This is a genomic window from Trichormus variabilis 0441, from assembly GCF_009856605.1.
GTDB lineage: Bacteria > Cyanobacteriota > Cyanobacteriia > Cyanobacteriales > Nostocaceae > Trichormus > Trichormus variabilis.
This window is the reverse complement of sequence record NZ_CP047242.1, coordinates 4789955-4811382: the sequence shown is the minus strand read 5'-3', so window position 1 is coordinate 4811382 and position 21428 is coordinate 4789955. Positions and strand designations below refer to the sequence as shown.

General features: G+C 41.2%; 17 protein-coding genes, 1 tRNA gene and 1 pseudogene. 13 read left to right on the top strand and 6 right to left on the bottom strand.

What is annotated here, in order from left to right; all coding sequences use genetic code 11:
• Positions 1-47: 47 nt before the first annotated feature.
• The gene (locus GSQ19_RS19850; RefSeq protein WP_011319579.1) at positions 48-680 is read left to right on the top strand and encodes a class I SAM-dependent methyltransferase; all 633 of its coding nucleotides are present in this window, start codon (positions 48-50) and stop codon (positions 678-680) included.
• An 88-nt stretch (positions 681-768) separates the two neighbouring features.
• On the opposite strand, the gene GSQ19_RS19845 is transcribed toward GSQ19_RS19850, so the two are convergent.
• A tRNA-Ala gene (locus GSQ19_RS19845) sits at positions 769-841 on the bottom strand.
• Between the two features lie 59 nt (positions 842-900).
• Between GSQ19_RS19845 and trhO the strand changes: the two genes are divergently transcribed.
• On the top strand, positions 901-1818 hold the full coding sequence (trhO, locus tag GSQ19_RS19840; protein WP_011319578.1) for an oxygen-dependent tRNA uridine(34) hydroxylase TrhO: 918 nt from the start codon (positions 901-903) through the stop codon (positions 1816-1818).
• 214 nt (positions 1819-2032) lie between these two features.
• Here trhO and cobS read toward each other — a convergent pair whose 3' ends face one another.
• Complete coding sequence (gene cobS, locus GSQ19_RS19835) at positions 2033-2791, bottom strand: adenosylcobinamide-GDP ribazoletransferase (RefSeq protein WP_011319577.1); 759 nt, start codon at positions 2789-2791, stop codon at positions 2033-2035.
• A 258-nt stretch (positions 2792-3049) separates the two neighbouring features.
• On the opposite strand from cobS, the gene GSQ19_RS19830 reads away from it, so the two are divergent.
• Complete coding sequence (locus GSQ19_RS19830) at positions 3050-4258, top strand: NupC/NupG family nucleoside CNT transporter (protein ID WP_011319576.1); 1209 nt, start codon at positions 3050-3052, stop codon at positions 4256-4258.
• Between the two features lie 234 nt (positions 4259-4492).
• Here GSQ19_RS19830 and GSQ19_RS19825 read toward each other — a convergent pair whose 3' ends face one another.
• Positions 4493-4900 carry a hypothetical protein gene (locus GSQ19_RS19825; RefSeq protein WP_011319575.1) on the bottom strand — a complete coding sequence of 136 codons (408 nt, stop codon included), beginning with the start codon at positions 4898-4900 and terminating at the stop codon, positions 4493-4495.
• Positions 4901-5246: 346 nt separating this feature from the next.
• Here GSQ19_RS19825 and GSQ19_RS19820 point away from each other — a divergent pair, with 346 nt between their 5' ends.
• From GSQ19_RS19820 to GSQ19_RS19800, 5 genes are all read left to right on the top strand, one after another.
• Positions 5247-5996 carry a sucrose-phosphate phosphatase gene (locus GSQ19_RS19820; protein WP_011319574.1) on the top strand — a complete coding sequence of 250 codons (750 nt, stop codon included), beginning with the start codon at positions 5247-5249 and terminating at the stop codon, positions 5994-5996.
• Positions 5993-6634 (top strand): Holliday junction branch migration protein RuvA, encoded by a 642-nt coding sequence (ruvA, locus tag GSQ19_RS19815; RefSeq protein WP_011319573.1) that lies wholly within the window; start codon positions 5993-5995, stop codon positions 6632-6634. The genes GSQ19_RS19820 and ruvA overlap by 4 nt, the downstream gene beginning before the upstream one ends.
• Positions 6635-6756: 122 nt before the next feature.
• Positions 6757-7917 carry an 8-amino-7-oxononanoate synthase gene (gene bioF, locus GSQ19_RS19810; protein ID WP_011319572.1) on the top strand — a complete coding sequence of 387 codons (1161 nt, stop codon included), beginning with the start codon at positions 6757-6759 and terminating at the stop codon, positions 7915-7917.
• A gap of 70 nt (positions 7918-7987) precedes the next feature.
• The gene (locus tag GSQ19_RS19805) at positions 7988-8239 is read left to right on the top strand and encodes a hypothetical protein (protein ID WP_041456226.1); all 252 of its coding nucleotides are present in this window, start codon (positions 7988-7990) and stop codon (positions 8237-8239) included.
• A 402-nt stretch (positions 8240-8641) separates the two neighbouring features.
• Positions 8642-12232 carry a WD40 repeat domain-containing protein gene (locus GSQ19_RS19800; protein ID WP_011319570.1) on the top strand — a complete coding sequence of 1197 codons (3591 nt, stop codon included), beginning with the start codon at positions 8642-8644 and terminating at the stop codon, positions 12230-12232.
• Between the two features lie 260 nt (positions 12233-12492).
• On the opposite strand, the gene GSQ19_RS19795 is transcribed toward GSQ19_RS19800, so the two are convergent.
• On the bottom strand, positions 12493-12771 hold the full coding sequence (locus tag GSQ19_RS19795) for a hypothetical protein (protein ID WP_011319569.1): 279 nt from the start codon (positions 12769-12771) through the stop codon (positions 12493-12495).
• A 3-nt stretch (positions 12772-12774) separates the two neighbouring features.
• Positions 12775-13545, bottom strand: coding sequence for a hypothetical protein (locus tag GSQ19_RS19790; protein ID WP_011319568.1), 771 nt, complete (start codon positions 13543-13545; stop codon positions 12775-12777).
• A gap of 12 nt (positions 13546-13557) precedes the next feature.
• On the opposite strand from GSQ19_RS19790, the gene GSQ19_RS19785 reads away from it, so the two are divergent.
• The 5 genes and pseudogenes from GSQ19_RS19785 to GSQ19_RS19765 all read left to right on the top strand — a co-directional run bounded on the left by GSQ19_RS19785 (position 13558) and on the right by GSQ19_RS19765 (position 17121).
• Complete coding sequence (locus GSQ19_RS19785) at positions 13558-13725, top strand: hypothetical protein (RefSeq protein ID WP_153228450.1); 168 nt, start codon at positions 13558-13560, stop codon at positions 13723-13725.
• Between the two features lie 803 nt (positions 13726-14528).
• Positions 14529-14957: a hypothetical protein gene (locus tag GSQ19_RS19780; protein ID WP_011319567.1), complete on the top strand. Its 429-nt coding sequence runs from the start codon at positions 14529-14531 to the stop codon at positions 14955-14957.
• A gap of 235 nt (positions 14958-15192) precedes the next feature.
• Positions 15193-15390: pseudogene (locus tag GSQ19_RS19775) on the top strand (ABC transporter permease); the annotation flags it as partial.
• Positions 15391-15410: 20 nt separating this feature from the next.
• Positions 15411-15893: a MarR family winged helix-turn-helix transcriptional regulator gene (locus tag GSQ19_RS19770; RefSeq protein WP_011319566.1), complete on the top strand. Its 483-nt coding sequence runs from the start codon at positions 15411-15413 to the stop codon at positions 15891-15893.
• Positions 15853-17121: an MFS transporter gene (locus GSQ19_RS19765; RefSeq protein WP_041456225.1), complete on the top strand. Its 1269-nt coding sequence runs from the start codon at positions 15853-15855 to the stop codon at positions 17119-17121. Before GSQ19_RS19770 ends, GSQ19_RS19765 begins: the two co-directional genes overlap by 41 nt.
• Positions 17122-17993: 872 nt before the next feature.
• Here the strand turns inward: GSQ19_RS19765 and GSQ19_RS19760 are convergent.
• Positions 17994-21416, bottom strand: coding sequence for a two-partner secretion domain-containing protein (locus tag GSQ19_RS19760; protein ID WP_011319564.1), 3423 nt, complete (start codon positions 21414-21416; stop codon positions 17994-17996).
• Positions 21417-21428 lie beyond the last annotated feature (12 nt).

The following is a 21428-nucleotide window of genomic DNA, read 5'->3' as shown; positions in this document are numbered from 1 at the left end:
TAGCCCAATCGCTGTTAGTTTAATAATGAATTACTCTACACAGCCAGATGAACACACCACAAGACCCCCGCAAATATGCACCAGCAACACAACGCAACCGTGAACCCATCTTAGAAGTGCTTTTACAAGTTTTGCCTGCCAGTGGCACTATTCTAGAAATTGCCAGTGGTACAGGTGAACACGCCATTTTCTTTGCTCCCCGCCTTCAACCACGAAAATGGCTACCCTCTGACCCAAATCCTGAATTACGGGCTAGTATCACCGCCTGGACTGCACAATTTCCCAGCGATAATCTTTACCCACCTGTAGAACTTGATGCTAGTCAGCCAATTTGGTCAGTAGAAAAGGACGCAATTCTCAACGATGCCCCCATTGCTGCCATAGTTAATATTAATATGATTCACATTTCCCCTTGGTCAGCTTGTTTGGGACTCTTGGCTGGTGCGGGGCGGATTTTGCCACCAGGCGGGATTCTTTATCTTTACGGGCCTTATAAACAAGGGGGAGAACATACCGCCCCAAGTAACGCCGCCTTCGATGAATCCTTACGTTCCCAAAATCCAGAGTGGGGAGTACGCAACCTGGAAGACGTGATTGCAGCAGCTAAACAACAAAATCTCCAACTGCATAAAACCTACCAAATGCCTGCTAATAACCTTTCGGTGGTCTTTCAACGTTAGTTATTTGAGGGTGTGAGGGTGTAAGGGAAGAATTTGGTTTTATTCTTTCCCCTATACCCCTACACCCCTATACCCTAATTTACGTTAATGGAGGTTAGCGGACTCGAACCGCTGACATCCTGCTTGCAAAGCAGGCGCTCTACCAACTGAGCTAAACCCCCGTAAAATTGAATTTATAACCTTCAATATCATAATCGAAAACTCTGTTTTTTACAAAAGGATGAACCAAGAAAATACGCAAATCGTTGCTGCATTTTATAAATTTGTCAGTTTGCCGGATTTTACCGAGAAACAAGTACCCTTATTGGCTTATTGTTTAGCCCAAGATATCAAGGGTACGATTCTCTTAGCTAAAGAAGGAATCAACGGCACAATTGCTGGTTCGCGTCTAAGCATTGATAATGTTTTATCTTATCTACGTGCTGACTTGCGCCTACAAGACCTAGAGCATAAAGAATCTACTGCAGACACTCCGCCATTTGAACGGATGAAAGTGCGGCTGAAAAAAGAAATTGTTACCTTAGGTTTACCAGAAGTAGACCCTAATGAACAGGTGGGTACTTATGTAACCCCTGAAGAATGGAATGAGTTGATTTCTGACCCTGAAGTGATTGTTATTGATACACGCAATGATTACGAAGTACATATCGGTACTTTCCAGGGGGCGCAAAATCCCCAAACTAACTCATTTCGAGACTTCCCGGAATATGTCCGCCAAAACCTCGACCCGAATCAGCACAAAAAAGTTGCTATGTTTTGTACTGGGGGTATTCGCTGCGAAAAGGCTTCATCTTTCATGCTTTCTCAAGGTTTTGCAGAGGTGTATCATCTCAAGGGCGGTATACTCAAATACCTAGAGCAAATCCCGCCAGAGGAAAGTTTATGGCAAGGGGAATGTTTTGTTTTTGATGAACGTATTGCCGTAGTTCACGGGTTAGAGCCGGGAACTCACGAGTTATGTTTCTGTTGTGGACATCCCTTGGCTGAAGAAGATAAGGCATCTCCTCAGTATGAAGAAGGTATTTCTTGCTCCCACTGTTTTGATAGTCTCACGGAAGATAAAAGAACGCGTCAGCAGGAAAAGTGGCGACAATATCAGTTAAAAAATTCCCACTCTTTGGGTAATTCAAAATTATAGTCCCATCAATCACTTTATCCAAATTCTGGCGATCGCTCAATCATATAGCTGGGGACTGGGGACTAGGGACTGGGTACTGGGTGAAAAGTCTTGTTGTGTCTAGTAAATATTAAGTAGTGGCGTGGCAAGGCTAAAATGATGGGATAAACTGGAATAAAATTAAACGCAGATGCACGCAGATAAACACAGATAGAACGATCGCCTACATGGTACATTATGTGAGTATGGTCAGTACGCAGAGAAATAGAGCCTCTGTCCACTCGACGACTGCGCCGTAGGTGTCGCCGGTGTGTCCGCCTAATTTGTGATTAAACCATGCAGCTGTTAAACTAGCGATCGCACTCCCAGTAATTAATCCGACTACTGTTATTAATAGATGATGGTTATTTACTAGCCAAAATAAGCTACTGACTGCAACCATCAAGCATAATCCGGGTAATAAGTCTTTGTATGAGCGAATAGCTTGTTTATGGAATGCTCCTTTACCAGTGGCTTTTAAATAAGGATAACAGGCGATCGCTACTTGTTGTCCCCAACGTCCCCAGCCACAAGCAGCCATTAATACTAGCCAACGGTATTCCCCAATCTCTGTGAGGGCAGAGGTTTTTAGTAATAATATAGCGATCGCACTCATAGCTCCAAATGCACCTGTAGCACTATCCGCCATCACTTGCAAACGCCGTTCTGGGTCACCCACAGCCAAACCATCAGCCGTATCCATCGCCCCATCTAAATGTAACCCCCCAGTGATAAAAATCCACAATGCCACTACCAAGGCACTACGAGTTAATACGGGCATTCCCAAATAATTCATACCTCCATCAAGTAACCCTAAAATTACCCCAATGATTAACCCCACCATAGGAACAAGCCGCGCCACCTTTTGAAAATCTAAACCTTTGATATAAGGCAGAGGAATACTTGTATAAAAAATAATACTTGCCAATAAATTCAATAACAACAGCTTCACCATTTCAATCTCACTTCATCACCCATAACCCAATACAGTACAGTTAAGACAACAACTTAGACTGGTGTAGGTTGGGTGGAGGAACGGAACCCAACATTCTCAAGACTTTGTTGGGTTCCGCTATCGCTCCACCCAACCTACTATTCTCTTAACTTCATCACCCATAACCAATCCTCTGCGTTTCAATTTCCCCCAAAACCTCACAAAAAAGCAAATTCTTATGTATACTTTTTGACCATGTTTGTATAAAAGCAAAGTCACATGGAACGCGCCATTTCTGCTGTGGGAATCTTAGTTTTCATTGGTATATCCTACGCTATGTCTATTCGCCGTGATGCAGTGCGTTGGCGAACTGTAGCCTGGGGTTTAGGTTTGGAATTTGTATTGGCGCTAGTAATTCTCAAAACACCTTGGGGATTAAATGTGTTTAGGTCTTTGGGTGATACAGTCAGCTATTTTTTATCATTCTCAGATGTGGGGGCAAAATTTGTCTTTGGCGATAACTTTAAGGATCATTTTTTTGCCTTTCAAGTACTACCAACAATTATCTTTTTTTCTGCTTTCATTAACGTCTTGTATTATTACGGCATTTTACCAAGGGTAGTCAATGGGTTGGCGTGGGTGATGATGAAGACAATGAAAACTTCTGGTTCCGAATCTCTGTCTTGTGCTGGGAACATTTTTCTGGGGCCGACAGAATCAGCACTGATGGTAAAACCTTATGTGGCAAAAATGACTCAATCAGAACTCCATGCGGTGATGACTGGTGGCTTTGCGACGATTGCTGGTGGTGTTCTGGGGGCTTACTTGTCTTTTGGAATACCTCCAGAACATTTAATTGCTGCCTTTTTCATGACTGCGCCTACCTCGTTGGTAGTATCCAAATTACTTTATCCAGAAACAGAAGTATCAGAAACGACTGGTCAGGCAAAGATGGAAGGCGAGACAGGTTATGTCAATGTGATTGATGCTGCTGCTAGCGGCGCAATTGATGGTGTAAAGCTAGCAGTGAATGTGGGGGTAATGATTATTGCTTTTTTGGGGTTGTTGGCTGTTGTTAATGCCCTCATTGGATGGTTGGGGTCTTATATTGGCTTACCACAACTATCTTTAGAGTGGATTTTGTCTTTCATTATGGCTCCTGTAGCGTTTTTTATGGGCGTACCTTGGAGCGATTGCGCGCAAGTGGGGGCGCTACTGGGTAAGAAAACAATTTTGAATGAGTTTTTGGCTTATGTAGATTTGGGAAACTTAATCAAGAGTGGAAAAATATCTGAGAGGGCAGTGATTATTACAACTTATGCTTTGTGTAACTTCGCCAATATCGGTTCAATTGGGATTACGATTGGTGGCATGACAGGGATGGCTCCCCAACGGCAACATGATTTAGCCCGTATGGGTGTCAGGAGTATGATTGGTGGGTTGTTGGCAGGTTTTATTACCGCTTGTATCGCCGGAATGTTAATTTAACAGATGTATTTCATAATTAAATTGTTCTCAGGGTGTTAATTTCTTTCAAAAGATGGGTGATTTATGCCACATTATGCTAGTACAGAACGGCGTAAATAAGCAGACCATCCTAAACTAACGAAACGCTTACGCTGTATTCATTTTGAATTTTGCGGAAAGTTGCGGTGCGGGGGTTCCCCCCGTTGAGCAAACTTTCCAAGACGAATTTTGAATTTTGAATTCCGCCTTGCGGTACTAGTTATTTTTAACATAACCAAGCTGCCAGTTTTGTGGTTGCTTTAACTGATTGAGCTTACCTTGGATAATCAGATTTAGAGCAATGCGTGTATTTAAATATCCTCGAACCGGATAGTAACCTTGCTTACGGGGAATGCTAGCAAGAATATTTTTATCAAGAGGCATTAATCCCCCACATTGAGTAGATTCTCCTGGGATTTTTAGCCGAAATAAATACTCATATTGGTAGCCGTCAGGAATCTGAAATAAAGCATATACATGATGCTGACCGCGCCAAGGTTGAACTAATATCTCTTCAGCAAATGTATAGTATTTAGCCTCTTTTGTCTGAATGAAACCATAGGGGGTATTACAACTCGCCACAGGCGATCGCTCGACAAGATTCCAGATATAATATATGCCCATCACACAAACTAAAGTAAGTGCAAATAATATAAAAAATCGAGATTTTCTCAGCACTTATATAGACCCTAAAGCATTTTTCTGTGTTATTTTAGCGAGGAAAAACGGGGGTTTAGGGGTTTAGGAATGACGTAGAGACGTTGCATGTAACGTCTCTACAGTACAGAATCAAGTGCATCTTCATCAAGAAACTGTACTACACCCTCACACCCCTACACCCTCAAACCCTCACACCTTTACACCCTCACACCCCTACACCCCTACACTCCTACACTGGTGAGAATACATAGGAACCAAAATCTGGTAAATTAGCTCGGAATGCTTGACCTATGAATTTGGGAACAAAATAATGAAGCCATTTCTTTTTGTCACCGATTTGGATCATACTCTGGTAGGTAATGATGCAGCCCTGGCAAAACTAAGCCAGATACTCACTCACCATCGTGAAGAATATGGCACAAAGATAGTTTATGCTACTGGGCGATCGCCTATTCTCTACAAAGAACTGCAAGTAGAAAAAAACCTGATAGAACCTGATGGGTTAGTTTTGTCTGTAGGTACGGAAATCTATCTTGATGGTAGTAGTCACCCTGACTCTGACTGGTCGGAAATTCTTACTGAGGGTTGGAATCGGGAAATTGTCTTATCAGTAACTAAAAAATTTCCTGAATTAGTGCTGCAACCAGACTCGGAACAACGCCCTTTTAAAGTCAGTTTTTTCCTGCATCAAGAAGCCTCATTTAAGGTCATACCACAACTTGAGGCAGAGTTAGAGAAATATGAACTAAATATAAAGTTAATTTATAGTAGCGGTATAGACCTTGACATTGTACCATTAAACAGCGATAAAGGTCAGGCAATGCAGTTTCTTCGTCAAAAGTGGGAATTTGCAGCAGAAAGAACAGTTGTTTGTGGTGATTCAGGTAATGATATTGCTTTGTTCGCTGTAGGCAACGAAAGGGGAATCATCGTCGGGAATGCCCGACCAGAGTTGCTTCAGTGGCACAGTGAGTATCCCGCAGACCATCGCTACCTGGCAAAAAACTTTTGTGCAGGTGGAATTATTGAAGGTTTACAATTCTTTGGTTTCCTAGAATGATTAGCTATCTCAAAGGTATAGTCGCTGGTATTCAAAACGTAGGCAGCAATCGCGTCATTCTCACTCTCGAAGTGAATGGTATGGGCTATGATTTGCAAATTCCCCAACGGTTAGCAAAGCAATTACCCACAACCGGAGATTTGGTGCAAATATTTACCCATTACCAAGTCCGGGAAGAAATACCCTTGCTTTATGGTTTTTCTTCCCCAGCCGAACGGGATTTATTCCGCCACCTCTTGTCTGTTAGTGGCGTGGGTGCAGCCAGCGCGATCGCCCTCTTGGACACTTTGGAACTACCCGATTTAGTCCAAGCCATCATCGCCGCTAATGTCCAAATCTTAATTCAAGCCCCAGGAGTGGGTAAAAAAATCGCTGACCGCATTTGTTTGGAACTCAAAGCCAAATTAATCGAGTGGCGCAAATCAGCAGGCTTCTTCGTCGCTACCGAAGGCCCAGCCCCCGGCATTCTCGAAGAAGTGCAAATGACTTTATTCGCTCTGGGTTACACCGCCCATGAAGTTAGTCACGCCCTACACGTAGTCAGCGAAGATATTGGTTTACCAAAAGATGCCTACGTAGAAGACTGGATTAAACAAGCGATCGCCCACCTCAGTAGTAGTGAGCAAGTTAGTCATTAGTCAACAGTCATTAGTTATCAGCTACTCCCCCACTCCCTAAGAGTTCTTTAATTTTGTACTCCTGCGGAGAACCCGAAGGGTATTTTGAATTTTGAATTTTGAATTTTGAATTTTGAATTGTTATGCCCGATCCCTATGCTTGGTTACAAAACTCACTCCTAACCATCCATCGGGCCGATTGGTATCGTTCAGTGCAAACAATACAGGGTCGTGCTGGTGCAAGTGTGGTTTTAGGGGGGAAGGAAGTAATTAATTTTGCTAGTAATGACTATTTGGGGTTGGCTGGGGATGAACGCTTGATAGCGGCAGCCGTAGCTGCTACTCAAGAATTTGGGACTGGGAGTACTGGTTCGAGATTATTAAGCGGGCATCGAGAACTGCATGGGGAATTGGAAAAGGCGATCGCATCTTGGAAACAAACAGAAGATGCGTTAGTTTTTAGCTCAGGCTATCTGGCTAATATAGGAGCGATCGCAGCTCTGGTTGGCAAGCGTGATTTAATTTTATCTGACCAATACAATCATTCCAGTCTGAAAAATGGAGCCATTCTCAGTGGGGCAACAGTTAGGGAATATTCTCACTGTGAGGTAGGGGAACTGAAAACCCAATTACTTGAGCAACGGCAAAACTACCGACGTTGTTTAATTTTGACAGATAGCGTCTTCAGTATGGATGGGGATTTATGCCCTTTACCCGCTCTATTAGATTTGGCTGAACAATTTAGTTGTATGCTCCTAGTTGATGAAGCTCATGCTACTGGAGTGATGGGTAAAACCGGTGCTGGGTGTGTAGAACATTTTGGGTGTACAGGTAGGCAATTAATCCAAATTGGTACACTGAGTAAAGCCTTGGGTAGTTTAGGTGGGTATGTAGCAGGAAGCCACCCCTTAATTGACTATTTGCGAAACCGCGCCCCTAGTTGGATTTACACTACAGGGTTATCACCCGCAGATACAGCCGCAGCCTTAGCAGCCATCAACATAGCTCAACAAGAACCACAACACAGGATGCAGTTGTGGCACAACGTTAATTACTTGAGAGAATTATTACAGAAAATACCAAACCTGAAATTACTACCATCAGCATCGCCCATACTATGTTTTCAGTTGTCAAGTCCCAGTGAAGCGCTACAAGTGGGTAAGCAACTAAAACAAGCAGGAATCTTTGCCCCAGCAATTCGCCCCCCCACAGTTCCTACAAGTCGGATCAGAATATCCTTAATGGCAACCCATAAACCAGCACATATAGAAAAATTAGTGGCAGTATTGGCAGATATCAGCTAACTATCAACTTGTGATTGTGGCGATGAAAAGGACTCGCTACGATAGCAGTAAGAATTTATCGTATCTGAGTATGGCAACACAAGACACTCCACTTACGGGAGATGCACTGATTAAAGAAGTCTGTCGTCGGATTCGAGTAGCCCGCAGCTATTGGGATGCTCATAATAATGCTGCTTGTAGGGGTGAACGCGATCGCGCATTAGACCTTTACAACAAACTCAGCAAAGAACAAAAACAGCAGATTCCGCAAGTGCTACGAGTGTGGCTTCGCTACCGTAGTGAGAAATACTTCGGCGCACACCGAACACCACCCAAGTCATAACAATTAAAAATTAAAAAATACGGATTTTATAAGGGTTTTTGGGTTTGGATCTGTTTCATAATTTTGGTTTATTGGTATGAGACAGATTCATCCTTCCACTCAACAACGCATATATAAAACAATACGGTTCGGTTAAGAGAATATTAAATTGGGTGTCGCAATTTATCTTTTTATACAAATAAATAATTACTTACAAACGCTGGGATCAAAGCTGAGACACAACACGGCAAATATTTAGTCAAAGAATTTACATTTTTGTTGGCTTTATGACTATCGTAAATTTACTGGGATTGATATTATCAATCTGAAATCCTGTTATGTTCATTTTTAGTTTTGTACGAACACTACCTCAACTAGCCGCTAGTTTGCAAGTAGTTTTACTAGGTCAACTTATTAAAACGCATGAAACAGCAAAAAGCTCGACGCAACCGAGGTGTAACCTTGACCCTCCAAGGTTGGGATAAACTTCAAGCTGCCAAAGCTAAAGCAGAATGGGAAAAGAATGGTGGAGATAGCTTTTCTTTGGAAGAACTGAGCGATCGCACCCGTTTAGCTCTGCATACTATATCTAGGATTTTGGCACGCTTGGAACCTGTAGATAAAAGTTCCTTGCAGCTTGCTTTTGCTGCCTTTAATTTGGAGTTATCTCCAAGCGATTACACTCGTCCTACCTCAACCGTAGAAGAACTAGAAACTCGACAAGGAAACCCACAGTATGATTGGGCAGAAGCACCTGATGTATCTGTGTTTTTTGGTCGCAGTGAAGAATTATTGCAGCTACGACAATGGGTATTAGAAGAACGGTGTCGTTTAGTTGGACTGTTGGGAATTGGTGGTATTGGCAAAACCACTTTAGCGGTGAAATTAGGGCTGCAAATTCAAGCCGAATTTGAGGTAGTGGTGTGGCGAAGTTTGCAAAATGCACCACCAGTAGATGAGCAAGTTACAAACATACTGCAATCTTTACTGTCGGCGTTGCAAAAGGAAATGGTGATTCCTGAAAGCTTTGATGGCAAATTAGTAAAGCTGATGGAATGTTTGCACTCGAACCGATGTCTGCTGATTTTAGACAATTTTGAGACAATTCTCTCTGGTGGTCAAGCCGGGCAATGTCGTCCTGGCTACGAGGGATACGGTCAATTACTCAAACGCATTGGCGAAGTACCTCATATTAGTTGCCTCCTGTTTACTTCTAGAGAAAAACCTAGAGAAATTGTACCCTTAGAAGGAGAAAGAACAGGAGCTAAGTCTCTCCCATTAAAGGGATTAAATACTACTGAGGGACAAGAGTTATTTCAGCAAAAAGGACAATTCACGGGTACAGAACAAGAATGGCAATTACTCATCGAGCATTATGGGGGTAACCCCTTAGCACTCAAGATGGTAGCAGCCGGAACCCAAGAGCTGTTCGATGGTAGAATCGCCCCTGTTTTAGAGTATGTAGAACACGGGATACTAATTTTTGAAGACATTGGCGACTTGTTAGAACGGCAATTCTACCATTTGTCACCAGTAGAAACGGAAGTAATGTATTGGCTGGCAATTAATCGAGAGCCAGTATCCCTTGCCGAGTTAGTTGCTGATATAGTGACATCTTCTTCCCAGCGTCTTGTACCTTCAGCAATTAACTCTCTGTTGCAAAGGTCATTAATTGAAAGAAGTGGTAAGTATTTCTTTTTACAACCAGTTGTGATGGAATATACCACCCAGCGATTGGTTCAACAAATTCGTCAACAATTGTTAGGGGAAAAGTCTGCCCGTTTAGGCTTATTCCAAACCCATGCTTTAATCAAGGCAACAAGCAAAGACTTCATCCGGGAGACACAAAGGCAATTAATTGTGCAACCATTACTTGAACAATTGTTGCTAGAGATGGGCAGTCAAGAACAACTAATAATTTTGTTACAGAATATATTGGAGCAGCAAAGACATCAAACTGCAATCTTAACTGGGTATGCAGGGGGTAATATCCTCAACTTTTTAGCGCATTTGCAAGTAAATTTACGGGAATATGACTTCTCAAATTTGTGCATGAGGCAAGCTGACTTACAGCGTATCAATTTAGCTGGAGTCAATTTCCAAAATACAGCTTTTGATCAGTCTGCATTTGCCACAAGTTTAAAGAATATTTTTTCACTTGCCTTGAGTCCAGATAGAAAACTGTTAGCTACAGGCGATCAGGATGGGCAAATTCATTTGTGGCAAATGGCAAATAGAAAAAACTTGTTGACATTTAAAGGACATGAATGTGTAGTTTGGACAGTTGCCTTTAGTCCAGATGGACAAACCCTGGCAAGTGGTGGTCATGATGGATTAATCAAATTGTGGGATGTACAAACGGGAAATTGTCTCAAAACTTTAGCTCAACACGAAGGTATTGTTTGGTCTGTTCGCTTTAGTCCAGATGGACAAACTCTTGTAAGTGGTAGTCTAGACGCTTCAATTCGTTTGTGGGATATCCGTCGAGGTGAGTGTCTTAAAATATTGCACGGTCATACTAGTGGGGTATGTTCAGTCAGGTTTAATCCAGATGGTTCTATCCTGGCAAGTGGTAGCCAAGATTGCGACATTCGCTTATGGGATCTCAATACAGATAAATGTATAAAAGTTTTGCAAGGTCATGCTGGCAATGTACGCGCGGTTTGCTTCAGCCCAGATGGTAAAACTCTTGCTAGTAGCAGTAGTGACCACTCTGTTCGGTTATGGAATGTGAGTAAAGGTACTTGCATCAAAACATTTCACGGTCATAAAAATGAAGTATGGTCAGTTTGCTTTAGTTCAGACGGTCAAACCATAGCCACAGGGAGTTATGACTCCAGTGTGAGGTTGTGGGATGTGCAGCAAGGTACTTGTGTTAAAATTTTTCACGGTCATACCAGTGACGTGTTCTCAGTCATTTTTAGTTCAGATCGCCACATAGTTAGTGCTGCTCAAGATTTCAGTGTACGTATATGGAATATAAGTAAAGGTGTATGCGTGAGAACGTTACAAGGTCACTCCTGTGGGGCGTTTTCGGTCAGCTTTAACTCTGTATGCCCGACAGGAGTCGATTGTATGTTGGCGACAGGTAGTATGGATGGTTTGGTTCGGCTATGGGATGTTGCATCTGGTTACTGTACTAAAATTTTACAAGGTCACACAAATTGGGTATGGTCAGTTAGCTTTAGTCCAGATGGTTCTATATTAGCTAGTGGCAGTCATGACAAAAGCATTAAACTGTGGGATGTGATTTCTGGTCATTGTATTACAACTTTATACGGTCATAATGGTGGAGTAACATCAGTTAGCTTTAGTCCAGATGGTCAAACCTTGGCTAGTGCCAGTAGGGACAAGAGTGTAAAGTTGTGGGATATTCACGAGCGTAAATGTGTAAAAACATTAGAAGGTCACACGGGTGACATCTGGTCAGTTAGTTTTAGTCCAGATGGCAATACTTTAGCTACTGCTAGTGCAGACTATTTAGTTAAGTTGTGGGATGTGGATGAAGGTAAATGTATAACAACTTTGCCTGGTCACACTGATGGAGTCTGGTCATTGAGTTTTAGTCCAGATGGTAAAATACTCGCTACTGGTAGTGTCGATCACTCGATTAGATTGTGGGATACTAGTAACTTTACTTGCTTAAAAGTGTTGCAAGGACATACTTCTACTATATGGTCAGTCAGTTTTAGCCCTAATGGTTCCACTTTGGCATCCGCCAGTTCTGACCAAACAATCCGCTTATGGGATATGAATAACTTTACCTGTGTCAGAGTCTTGGATAGTCATACTAGTGGAGGATGCGCTGTTAGCTTTAATTCTGTTGGTAATATCTTGGTTAATACTAGTCAAGATGAAGTAATAAAGCTTTGGGATGTGGAAACATTTGAGCGGATTAAAACCCTGAAAGTAGATCGCCTTTATGAAGGGATGAACATCAGGGGGGTGACTGGGTTAACAGCAGCGCAGCGATCTGCACTCTTGGCTTTGGGGGCGGTGGAAGGTGTGGGGTAGGTTTTGTTGCGGGTGATTGCTTTTTTGAGATAGGTGATAAGGGGGCGATCGCCTCTAGAGTCTATTTATAAAGTAAATATTAAGTAGGGGAGGCAAAAAGCGGTGTAGATGTTCTTCCCGCTTTATTGCCGTTGTGTTACGGCTATGCAAGGATTTCGGACGTTGAGCAAGTGGGAATTAGCCGTAACGCAACGTGAGTCTCCAACGGAGGCGCACCATCTTTATCGGTGCGTTATCAGCTTTACTTTATAAATCATCTCTTAGGAGTTGTCATCAATTGACCTAGTTTTCTTTTTCCAGGTATACCAGACAAAAACAATTACCCATAATGCTGCTGCTCCGATTAAAATTAGCCAAACATTTTTGAAGATTAATGCAAGAACAGCTAACACAGTTGTATAACCCAGAATAATTACAGTTCTGTTTCGTGAGTCACGCTGAAAAGATTCCCACAAGCGTAAGTCATTTGCGTGTTGGTTTTGTTTTTCAAAATTAGAATCTTCAGCGTGATAGTTTCCTTGTTCCAAATTATTTTTCATATTTTAGTAAAGAGAGTGGTGTGGTTTTTTGTACTTAACTACAAGCCTAATAGCCTGCTGTTTACCATGCCATAATTCAATAGGGTATTCCATTCCATTATCAGCAGCATAATACCCCAAAATATCTTTGCTGGTAACCCACTCACAACTTTCACCTATATCAGACACCGCAAAAGTATTTCTATCACAAGAATAACCTATTTCATTTAAATACCTTTGAATAGATAATTGATAAGTAGGGTATAATTTTGCAACATAGTTATCTGGAAACTGAATCCCAAAAATAGTTTGGTGTCTTTCTTGTTCTTTGTTCCAGCAAATTTGTAACAACCTGTTTGTAGCTTCACCTCCATGACTTTTAACATGAAAATCATAAGATTCTCTAGTTTTTAACCATGATAAATTCAATTCTGCAAGTTGGTTTTTGTCAAACATATTTACTACAGATTCTAATAGCCCACCTCCAGCAAATCCAGATCCTGCCCCCTGAAAAAGACCTTGGATTTCATTAGCTGAAAACATACCATCATAGCTATTTGAGAAACCAAGAAAACCGCCGATTATTGTTGTATAAGCTTTAAGCAGTACACCTTCTAATCTTTGCTTTTTTTTATATTTTTCCAATGCCGTCTTGATTACCTCTTCCTCATAGAGTGTAGGATATTCTAATAAATTTTGACTTAAAACATTCTGACTTGAAAGGATGGCAGGAGTACCATAAAAAGTCTGAGTAGATAATGCTTCATGAATCCAAGCAGAGTATTTTTGTAACATAATTCAATTGTAGTGTTATTAAGAATTAACAAGCTGAATTATTTCCATCAGTTAATATTAGTTGAATGGCGAAAAATAGCAGTGCGTAAATCTGCATCAGCTTGTCGTGCTTACATCGCCAACATTAACCCCATTATGAAAAGTATGATCGCTAGAATTACTCCTACCTCAAACCATTAAGGTTTGAGGTAGTACAACTAAATAAATACCTGTGCAAAATTGCTTATTTTTTAATTCTGTATCCTTGATTGGATCAGAAATAAAGGCACATGAGATATGCAAATAATTTTGCACAATTACTTATTAAGTGTGAAGAATCTATTTTTTGGGCTTATTTGCTTGTGTTGCAACGTAAGTTGCAAGTATTCCAGCTCCTAATACCCATCCAACTGGATTAGAAAGACCAAAAACGTGTAAAGCAGTAATGATAGGAGTCATATACAATCTCCAGGTAGTTGTTTCATGATTACAGTTTGCCTACTTTTCTCTACTGACACCAGGCAACTTTAGCAAGTTATCTTCAACTTATTTTCAACTTAAGTGTTTTAGAAACAAGCGATCGCCTAAATCAACCTCATTACCAAAAGTGCGTAGAAGCTCTGCTTCTTGTCGCCAGACATCGCAAAATCTTTCTCAAAATGCCTAATTACTTTCCCATTTCCATAAATTTAGCAAGCAAACCGGAGTTTGCTTATTCATTTGCTTTAAATGCTTTCTCATTTCAGTAGATTCAGCAAGCAAACCGGAGTTTGCTTATTCATTTGCCTTAAATGCTTTCTCATTTCAGTAGATTCAGCAAGCAAACCGGAGTTTGCTTACTCATTTGCCTTAAATGCTTTCTCATTTCAGTAGTTCGCGCATTTATAACGATGATCGCTTGTAACAAAAGTTGTTGTAGATTTGCCAAAATTCTCTCAGGCTGATCATACGGATATTTTTTAAGGTAAAGAATATCAACCGTACTATGTTACAAGGTGTATATCATGGCGCGTAGAAAAAGAAGCTCTCCTGTGTTACAAAAAGCAGTGCGGCGTGCGGCTGGTATGAACTCAATTGATCCAAATTTAGATGTGGGTAATGGACTCACTCTACCTGTTTTCTCAACTTTAATTGAGACGATGAGAACTAAAGAGAATGCCTATAACAGCGCTCTTTCTAACCTAGATAAGTTATATCGTGAAATGCTCGAAACAGAAAGTAAATTAGGAGATATGGCAGAGCATATGCTAATGGGAGTCGGCGTTTTATATGGTAAAAGCAGTGTAGAGTATGGCATGGCGGGAGGAGTTCCTAAAAACCAACGCAGCAAGGGACTGCGGGGTGAGTCGTTAACTTTTAGTCCTCAGCAACCGTCATTTGTTGCCAATGTAGATGGTAACGGAAATGGAAAGAAACCAGCACCGACAAGTTAGGATGTGGGCTGTAACTGAAATTTTGTAAGGTGCAAATCTGGCGATCGCCGTTTTCCATGAAAGCGATCGCCTACATCGCCACATTAACCCAATCAGCAAAAGAGCGATCGCAGAGTGTCTTTAGGCTCGTCGCTGACTAATAAGTAAATTAAAACATTTGTACCCTTTTCTCCAGTAACTCTTGACTTCACAGCATTATCTTGCGAAGCTAATAATTAGAAAAACTAAATAAATAATATTCATGATGCCTGACTGGTTAAAGTTCCTTTCTCGCATCAACCCGTTAATTTATGAGGTTGATGCTTTACTTGGCACTATGTTATTGCTTGGGTCAAGCGTATATGGCTTTGGTCTGGATTGTACAATTCTCTTATTAGCATTAATAGGTTTAAACCTCATCTGTGGCAAACTTTATCCACAGGTGATGATGTAATTAGGAGAATTACGATACTCATGAAGCTCGATAAATCCTCTCAAGAAGGTGCAACTTCCGCAGAATGTGCCGCCAAAGTAATGGAAACTGTACCCTCAGTCATGAGGTTTATCCGAGCTAAGATGCGAGCGCACAAAGCCGCTTTTTTATCGATACCACAATTGCGATCGCTAGCATTTCTCAATCGTAACCCCGGAGCGTCTTTATCTGATCTAGCAGAACATTTAGGTGTCACTTCTGCTACAGCATCAGCCACAATCGAACGGCTAGTACAACGGGATTTAGTGCAACGGATTCACCATCCACAAGAGCGCAGACGTATTGTCCTCACTCTGACTGATGAGGGAAAATCTATTTTGCAACAATCCTTAGATGAAACACGCGCCCAAATTGCTGATCTTTTGGAAGGTCTGACAGCCGAGGAAATATCCCAAGTTGAAAAAGGATTGGCTTTACTCAAAAATGTCTTCGATCAAACGGAATTCACCCCCCCCAAGCGCTGAAGCTAACCAGCACGACCCCTTTGCCGCTTTGAGGTTTCGAGACTATCGCCTATTTACATTAGGACGTGTATTGCTGTCTGTGGGATCACAGATGCAGACTGTAGCTATTGGTTGGGAACTCTACGAACGCACTAACTCAGCTATGGTGTTAGGTGGCGTAGGGTTAGCCCAAGTCTTACCGATGATTGCCCTCACCTTAGTTGCTGGAGATATTGCCGATCGCCGTTCACGCAAACTGACTATATTATTGTCAGTAATGTTATTAGCCCTCTGCTCTCTGGGTTTAGCAATACTTTCTTATACTAGAGGCGCAGTATTTTTAATTTACGGCTGCTTGGCGCTAATTGGTGTGGGTAGAGCATTTCTCAAGCCTGCCAGTGATGCAATTATGTGGCAGTTAATACCTGTGAATGCTTTTACCAATGCAGCTACTTGGAATAGTAGCAGCTTTCAGTTAGCATCGGTGGCTGGCCCGGCTTTGGGTGGTTTGGGGATTGCTGTACTAGGAAGCGCCACAGGAGTATACATATTAGCAGCGATCGCTGGTTTTTTGTGTTTTTTCTTCATGGCAGCAATCAAAGAGAAAAAAGTTGAGCGTGTTACTGAACCTATCTCCTTGCAAGCACTAGCGGCCGGTGCTAAGTTCATCTGGGAAAATCAGTTAATTTTGGCAGCCATTACCTTAGATATGTTCGCCGTCTTATTAGGAGGCGCAGTTGCACTGTTACCAGTCTTTGCCAAAGATATTTTGCAGGTGGGGCCAGTGGAATTGGGATACTTACAAGCAGCGCCTTCCATCGGCGCTTTAATTATGGCTGTGACTTTAGCCTATCTACCACCATTACGTAAAGCTGGGACAGCTTTATTGTGGTCTGTGATTGGCTTTGGTGTGGTGACAATTATCTTTGGGCTTTCCCGATGGTTTTGGTTATCCCTAATCATGCTTACCCTGAGTGGCGCACTAGATACTATCAGCGTAGTCATTCGCCATACATTAGTACAAATCAGAACCCCCGACCAATTACGCGGTCGAGTTGCAGCGATTAATAGCGTATTTATCAGCGCTTCCAATGAGTTGGGAGGTTTTGAGTCTGGTCTAACGGCAGCTTTATTCGGCCCAGTGCTTTCCGTAGTTGGTGGCGGTATTGGCACGATTTTAGTCGTGGTTGCTACGGCTGCGATTTGGCCGGGAATTGTCAAGTTAGGGTCACTGCAAGAGTATGAATGACAATTCAAAAATTACGAAAGTTCAAAATACCCTTCGGGTTCTCCGCAGGAGTACAAAATTAAAGACATTTTGCTTACGGCACACTAGGCGAACAGATGGGGATTTAAACCTCGACTGTAGCTTGCTTCCCGTAGGGTAAATGACACTAAGTATAAACTAATTTATCTTAAACCCTTTTATTTAAGATAAATGCGTCAAGTCGCTTCGCTCCAATTCAAAATTAAAAATTCGCGCATTAAAGACAATTAGTGGGAGCTTGGACTCGCCACTAATTGTACTCCTGCGGAGAACCCGAAGGGTAGACCACCAAATCAAAGATTATGGTGGGGGCTTGTACCCAAAATTATTAAATTCAAAAAAATTCTTCTTCATTTTGAATTTTGAATTTTGCATTTTGAATTCAAAAAAGGTCAAATAGACGTAAAAGCTATGCTAGTGAGAGATTACTAACGGCTAGTAACTATACTTTAAATACGACAGAGCTAGAAAAAGAGCGTAAAAACCAAGGTTTATTTCGTAGTTTGTTCAGACAACCTGAGAAAGGTAGAAATGTTCAAGAAAATCTATTGTTCGATTCAATCATTAAACCATCAATTTAAATACTCGGCTTTGCTGATACCTTTTCTTGATGAAGATGCACTTTATTCTGTACTGTAGAGACGTTGCATGCAACGTCTCTACATCATTGATTTGGCTCAACTTCATAGAGAATTAATATGAATCATCAAGTAAAATTTGAGCTTTCGTTATCTCTGCGCGTCTGCACCATCTTACAGTTTCTGCTTTAGGGATGCTGAGTGAAATAAATCATCCCGCAATTACGCAACGCCAAACACCTTTGTTTAATAACAATTCAACTCTCAAACGGTTCTTCAACCACACTCACGACTCATCACCATCTCCCCGTTCGCCAGTCGATATACTCCTTGTGGTTCAATAATAGCGTCGCCTTTCTTCCATGCACTAGCTACAATATTATTACTGACACTCTGCACATCTCCTGTGGCATAACTAGAAGCCTTAAGCTCACCAGGACGAGTTGGTAAACCACCAGTCCCGGTAATAATAAAAGTTCCTTCTTGTCTAGGACTGCGAGCAATGCAACTATTAGCAATCAGTACGGTAGTATCAATAGGATTAGCTTGTAAATCTGTGAGTCCGTTTTGGATAGAGCTAATATCAGGTACACCAATAATGTTGCCAGAGATTGTCCCTGTAGCGTTAATGTCAGGGCGAGTATTATTAACTAGTGACTGAAGACTATTTCTGTCAGGAATTGTTTGTCTAGCCGTGTAGAGAACATTGCTAAATACAGCGCGGGTGTTAAATTTAATATCTCCGCCTTGTCCCTCTGGTGCAAAGGCAAGAATATCGCTATCCTCCAAGGAAATGATAATATCTGCGGTGAGGGAAATTCCCCCACCTCTACCGTTACCACTAGATAAATCTGTACGAATGTCGCTGTTATTCCGTAGGTTGATATTTCTAGCATTGACACTGATATTTCCACCACCGGCTCTTTCAGATCGTGCGCTGATTAAGCCATTATTGGCATTATAATTGCCTGTGGCAACAATATTAATATTCCCGGCAATCCCGCTTCCTCGACTTAATGTGGCCACAAGGACGGGAGCAGGCAAGTTAGAATTAGGAGCTAATAAGTTAAGGTCAGTTGTAAATAGGGATATATTCCCCGCATCTCCACTAGAAGTAGTGCTAGCAACCAAACCAGTATTACCATTTAAGTCGGTGTTGCTCAAGATGTTAATTTGATCTGTAGCATTAATGGTAATGTCACCGGCTTTACCACTAGCCTCAGTGCCTGTCACGATTACTCCACCATTCAACACCTCCATTACGCGGGTATTGATCAAAATATTACCTGCATCACTACTATTTCCTGTTAATGTCGATACACTACCGTTGTCTAAGACACGGAAATAATTTGTATTAATGATGATATCGCCAGATTGACCAAATGCACCGCTTTGGGTTTCCGTCAAGATTGCACTCTCAAAACCATCTGCATTAGTTCCTGAAATAGTGACTGCATCTGTAGCATTGATACGAATAGTTCCACCTTTACCTAGTCCGCCAGGTAAATTTCCTTCTGGTGGGGCAACTATAGTATCAATCCCACCACCATTAGTTAAAGTTAGCCTCTGTGTCTGGATGTCAATATCACCACCATTCCCAACTGCACCAGCGCCAATTCGGCTATTGATCACACTATTATCGATTACCACCCCATCATTGCTGAAGATATTGATATTACCTGCATTACCTTGACCGAAAGTCCCGGCTGATATAGTGGAGTTTGTTAGCTGTAAATTTTGAGTAATAATTTTTAAGTCACCACCGTTACCTACAGCGATCGCATTATCATTAAAAGCTGAAACACCAGTGAAAATTATACTAGGGCGGTTGCCGTTGGAGCTAGTTAACTCAACAGCATCTGATGCGTTGATAGTAATATTACCAGCATTTCCCCCTAAATTATTAGCAGCTTCTACGCTAATATAACCACCATCTCTAACAATCAGGTTTCTGGTATTCAGGTTTATGTCACCAGCACTGCTGCCACTAAAAGTTCTGGCAACTAAACCCGTAATTATACCTGTTGCACCTTTTGCATCTATTTCTATTAATTCATTAGCTGTGATATTAATATTTCCGCCATAACCGATTGTTGTTCCCTGCTCTGGTTCGTCAGAACTAGATGATATGAAACCACGATTTGTGAGACTAATTCTTTCCGTTTGGATATTGATAGTCCCAGCATTACCTATATTAGTAATAACTCCTGGGAAAGATAATGAAGCCGCACTAATTGAAGATAAGTCTATAGCGATATCAGCAGCATTGATATTAATTTGGCCAGCATTGCCACTGCCAAATGTATTAGCTGCTATTTGAGAATCATTTTTTAGATTTAAGCGATTGGTAATAATTGATAAATCACCTGAATTACCGTTTTCAAAAGTACCAGTAAGAATGCTAGCATTGTTCAATTCAAGGGAATCAAAAGCTTGAATTTTAATACCTACAGAATCATTTCCTGATGAATTAAAAGCACGGATTAAAGCGCCATTTGCAAGGGAAACTTTTTGTGCTTGGATATTAATCCTATCACTTAAAATTACATTAGCAAGGAGTCCCTGGTTTAGGGAAAGTGTATCAGTAACTTTAATATTAACAATTCCTGATTCACCCTGTGCAGTAATCGCTTGAATGCTGCTACCATTCTTCATATTTAGTGATTGAGCAACAATATTGATATTGCCGCTATCTCCTATCCCTAGTGATAAATTTCCAATACCACTACCTTCAGTTAGGTTGACAATTCCCGTTGCATTAATGGATATATCCCCAGTTTTACTATCAGGTTTTCCTTGATTAGCAAATATGCCAGTAAAAATATTAGTAGAATTTAGTAAATTTAAATTATTAGCGTTGACTAAAACATCTCCACCACGAACACCAGCAACAAGAACTCCAGTATTATTTATTAATGCAATATCTGTTCTAGCTACTCCCTGCGGAAAGCTTAAACTTAAATTATTACCCTTAACATTTATTCCTACGGAGCCAGGTGCAGTTAATCCGCCAATTTCGACTCTCCCATCTAATGCTCCTAGTCTTCCATTATCCAGCAAAATTCCCCCAGTGGCATGAGATGTGGGTGCAATATTACCACCAAGTAGAATTAAACTCTTATTATTAGGAACTCCTAAAGAACCGCGATTTTCAATGGAGTTTATACCTTGATTAGCGATTTGATTAAATAAGAATGCTGTGGGGTTGACCCTAAGTAGATGATTATCTGGTGAAACTGATGAATTTAAAGAAAATTCAGCACCACCAGGAAATTGAATAGCATTAGCTGTGGTAGCGACAAAAGAACCACCTATATTTAAGCTAGCATTTGTACCAAAAATAATGCCGTTGGGATTGATTAAATATAAATTGGCAGTCCCTTGAGTACCTATTCTGCCTTGAACATCGGAAGCTGTGCCACCTGTTACTCGTGCAAATATATTAGTTAAACTAGGGTCATTGATAAAAATTGCTGCACCATTACTAGGAACATTAAAACTAGCAAAACTGTGGAATAAATTAGTGTTGCCAACTGTTGTGCCACCTAAAATAAAGGAGTTGAAACCAATATCTATAACTTGTGTTTCTAAGGTTTGGTCGGCTGTGACTTGTGCCGAAGTTCGGTTATTTGTTGCCACAACCAAACTAAATAATAAACCTAAGTTAATAACCCAATTTAGATTTTTTCGTTTAATCATCAGCTTTGTTTG

Excerpts from the sequence above, each read along its gene's own strand:
- GSQ19_RS19850 (WP_011319579.1), top strand. The coding sequence starts at position 48 with ATGAACACACCACAAGACCCCCGCAAATATGCACCAGCAACACAACGC.
- trhO (WP_011319578.1), top strand. The coding sequence starts at position 901 with ATGAACCAAGAAAATACGCAAATCGTTGCTGCATTTTATAAATTTGTC.
- cobS (WP_011319577.1), bottom strand. The coding sequence starts at position 2,791 with ATGGTGAAGCTGTTGTTATTGAATTTATTGGCAAGTATTATTTTTTAT.
- GSQ19_RS19830 (WP_011319576.1), top strand. The coding sequence starts at position 3,050 with ATGGAACGCGCCATTTCTGCTGTGGGAATCTTAGTTTTCATTGGTATA.
- GSQ19_RS19825 (WP_011319575.1), bottom strand. The coding sequence starts at position 4,900 with ATGGGCATATATTATATCTGGAATCTTGTCGAGCGATCGCCTGTGGCG.
- GSQ19_RS19820 (WP_011319574.1), top strand. The coding sequence starts at position 5,247 with ATGAAGCCATTTCTTTTTGTCACCGATTTGGATCATACTCTGGTAGGT.
- ruvA (WP_011319573.1), top strand. The coding sequence starts at position 5,993 with ATGATTAGCTATCTCAAAGGTATAGTCGCTGGTATTCAAAACGTAGGC.
- bioF (WP_011319572.1), top strand. The coding sequence starts at position 6,757 with ATGCCCGATCCCTATGCTTGGTTACAAAACTCACTCCTAACCATCCAT.
- GSQ19_RS19805 (WP_041456226.1), top strand. The coding sequence starts at position 7,988 with ATGGCAACACAAGACACTCCACTTACGGGAGATGCACTGATTAAAGAA.
- GSQ19_RS19800 (WP_011319570.1), top strand. The coding sequence starts at position 8,642 with ATGAAACAGCAAAAAGCTCGACGCAACCGAGGTGTAACCTTGACCCTC.
- GSQ19_RS19795 (WP_011319569.1), bottom strand. The coding sequence starts at position 12,771 with ATGAAAAATAATTTGGAACAAGGAAACTATCACGCTGAAGATTCTAAT.
- GSQ19_RS19790 (WP_011319568.1), bottom strand. The coding sequence starts at position 13,545 with ATGTTACAAAAATACTCTGCTTGGATTCATGAAGCATTATCTACTCAG.
- GSQ19_RS19780 (WP_011319567.1), top strand. The coding sequence starts at position 14,529 with ATGGCGCGTAGAAAAAGAAGCTCTCCTGTGTTACAAAAAGCAGTGCGG.
- GSQ19_RS19770 (WP_011319566.1), top strand. The coding sequence starts at position 15,411 with ATGAAGCTCGATAAATCCTCTCAAGAAGGTGCAACTTCCGCAGAATGT.
- GSQ19_RS19765 (WP_041456225.1), top strand. The coding sequence starts at position 15,853 with ATGTCTTCGATCAAACGGAATTCACCCCCCCCAAGCGCTGAAGCTAAC.
- GSQ19_RS19760 (WP_011319564.1), bottom strand. The coding sequence starts at position 21,416 with ATGATTAAACGAAAAAATCTAAATTGGGTTATTAACTTAGGTTTATTA.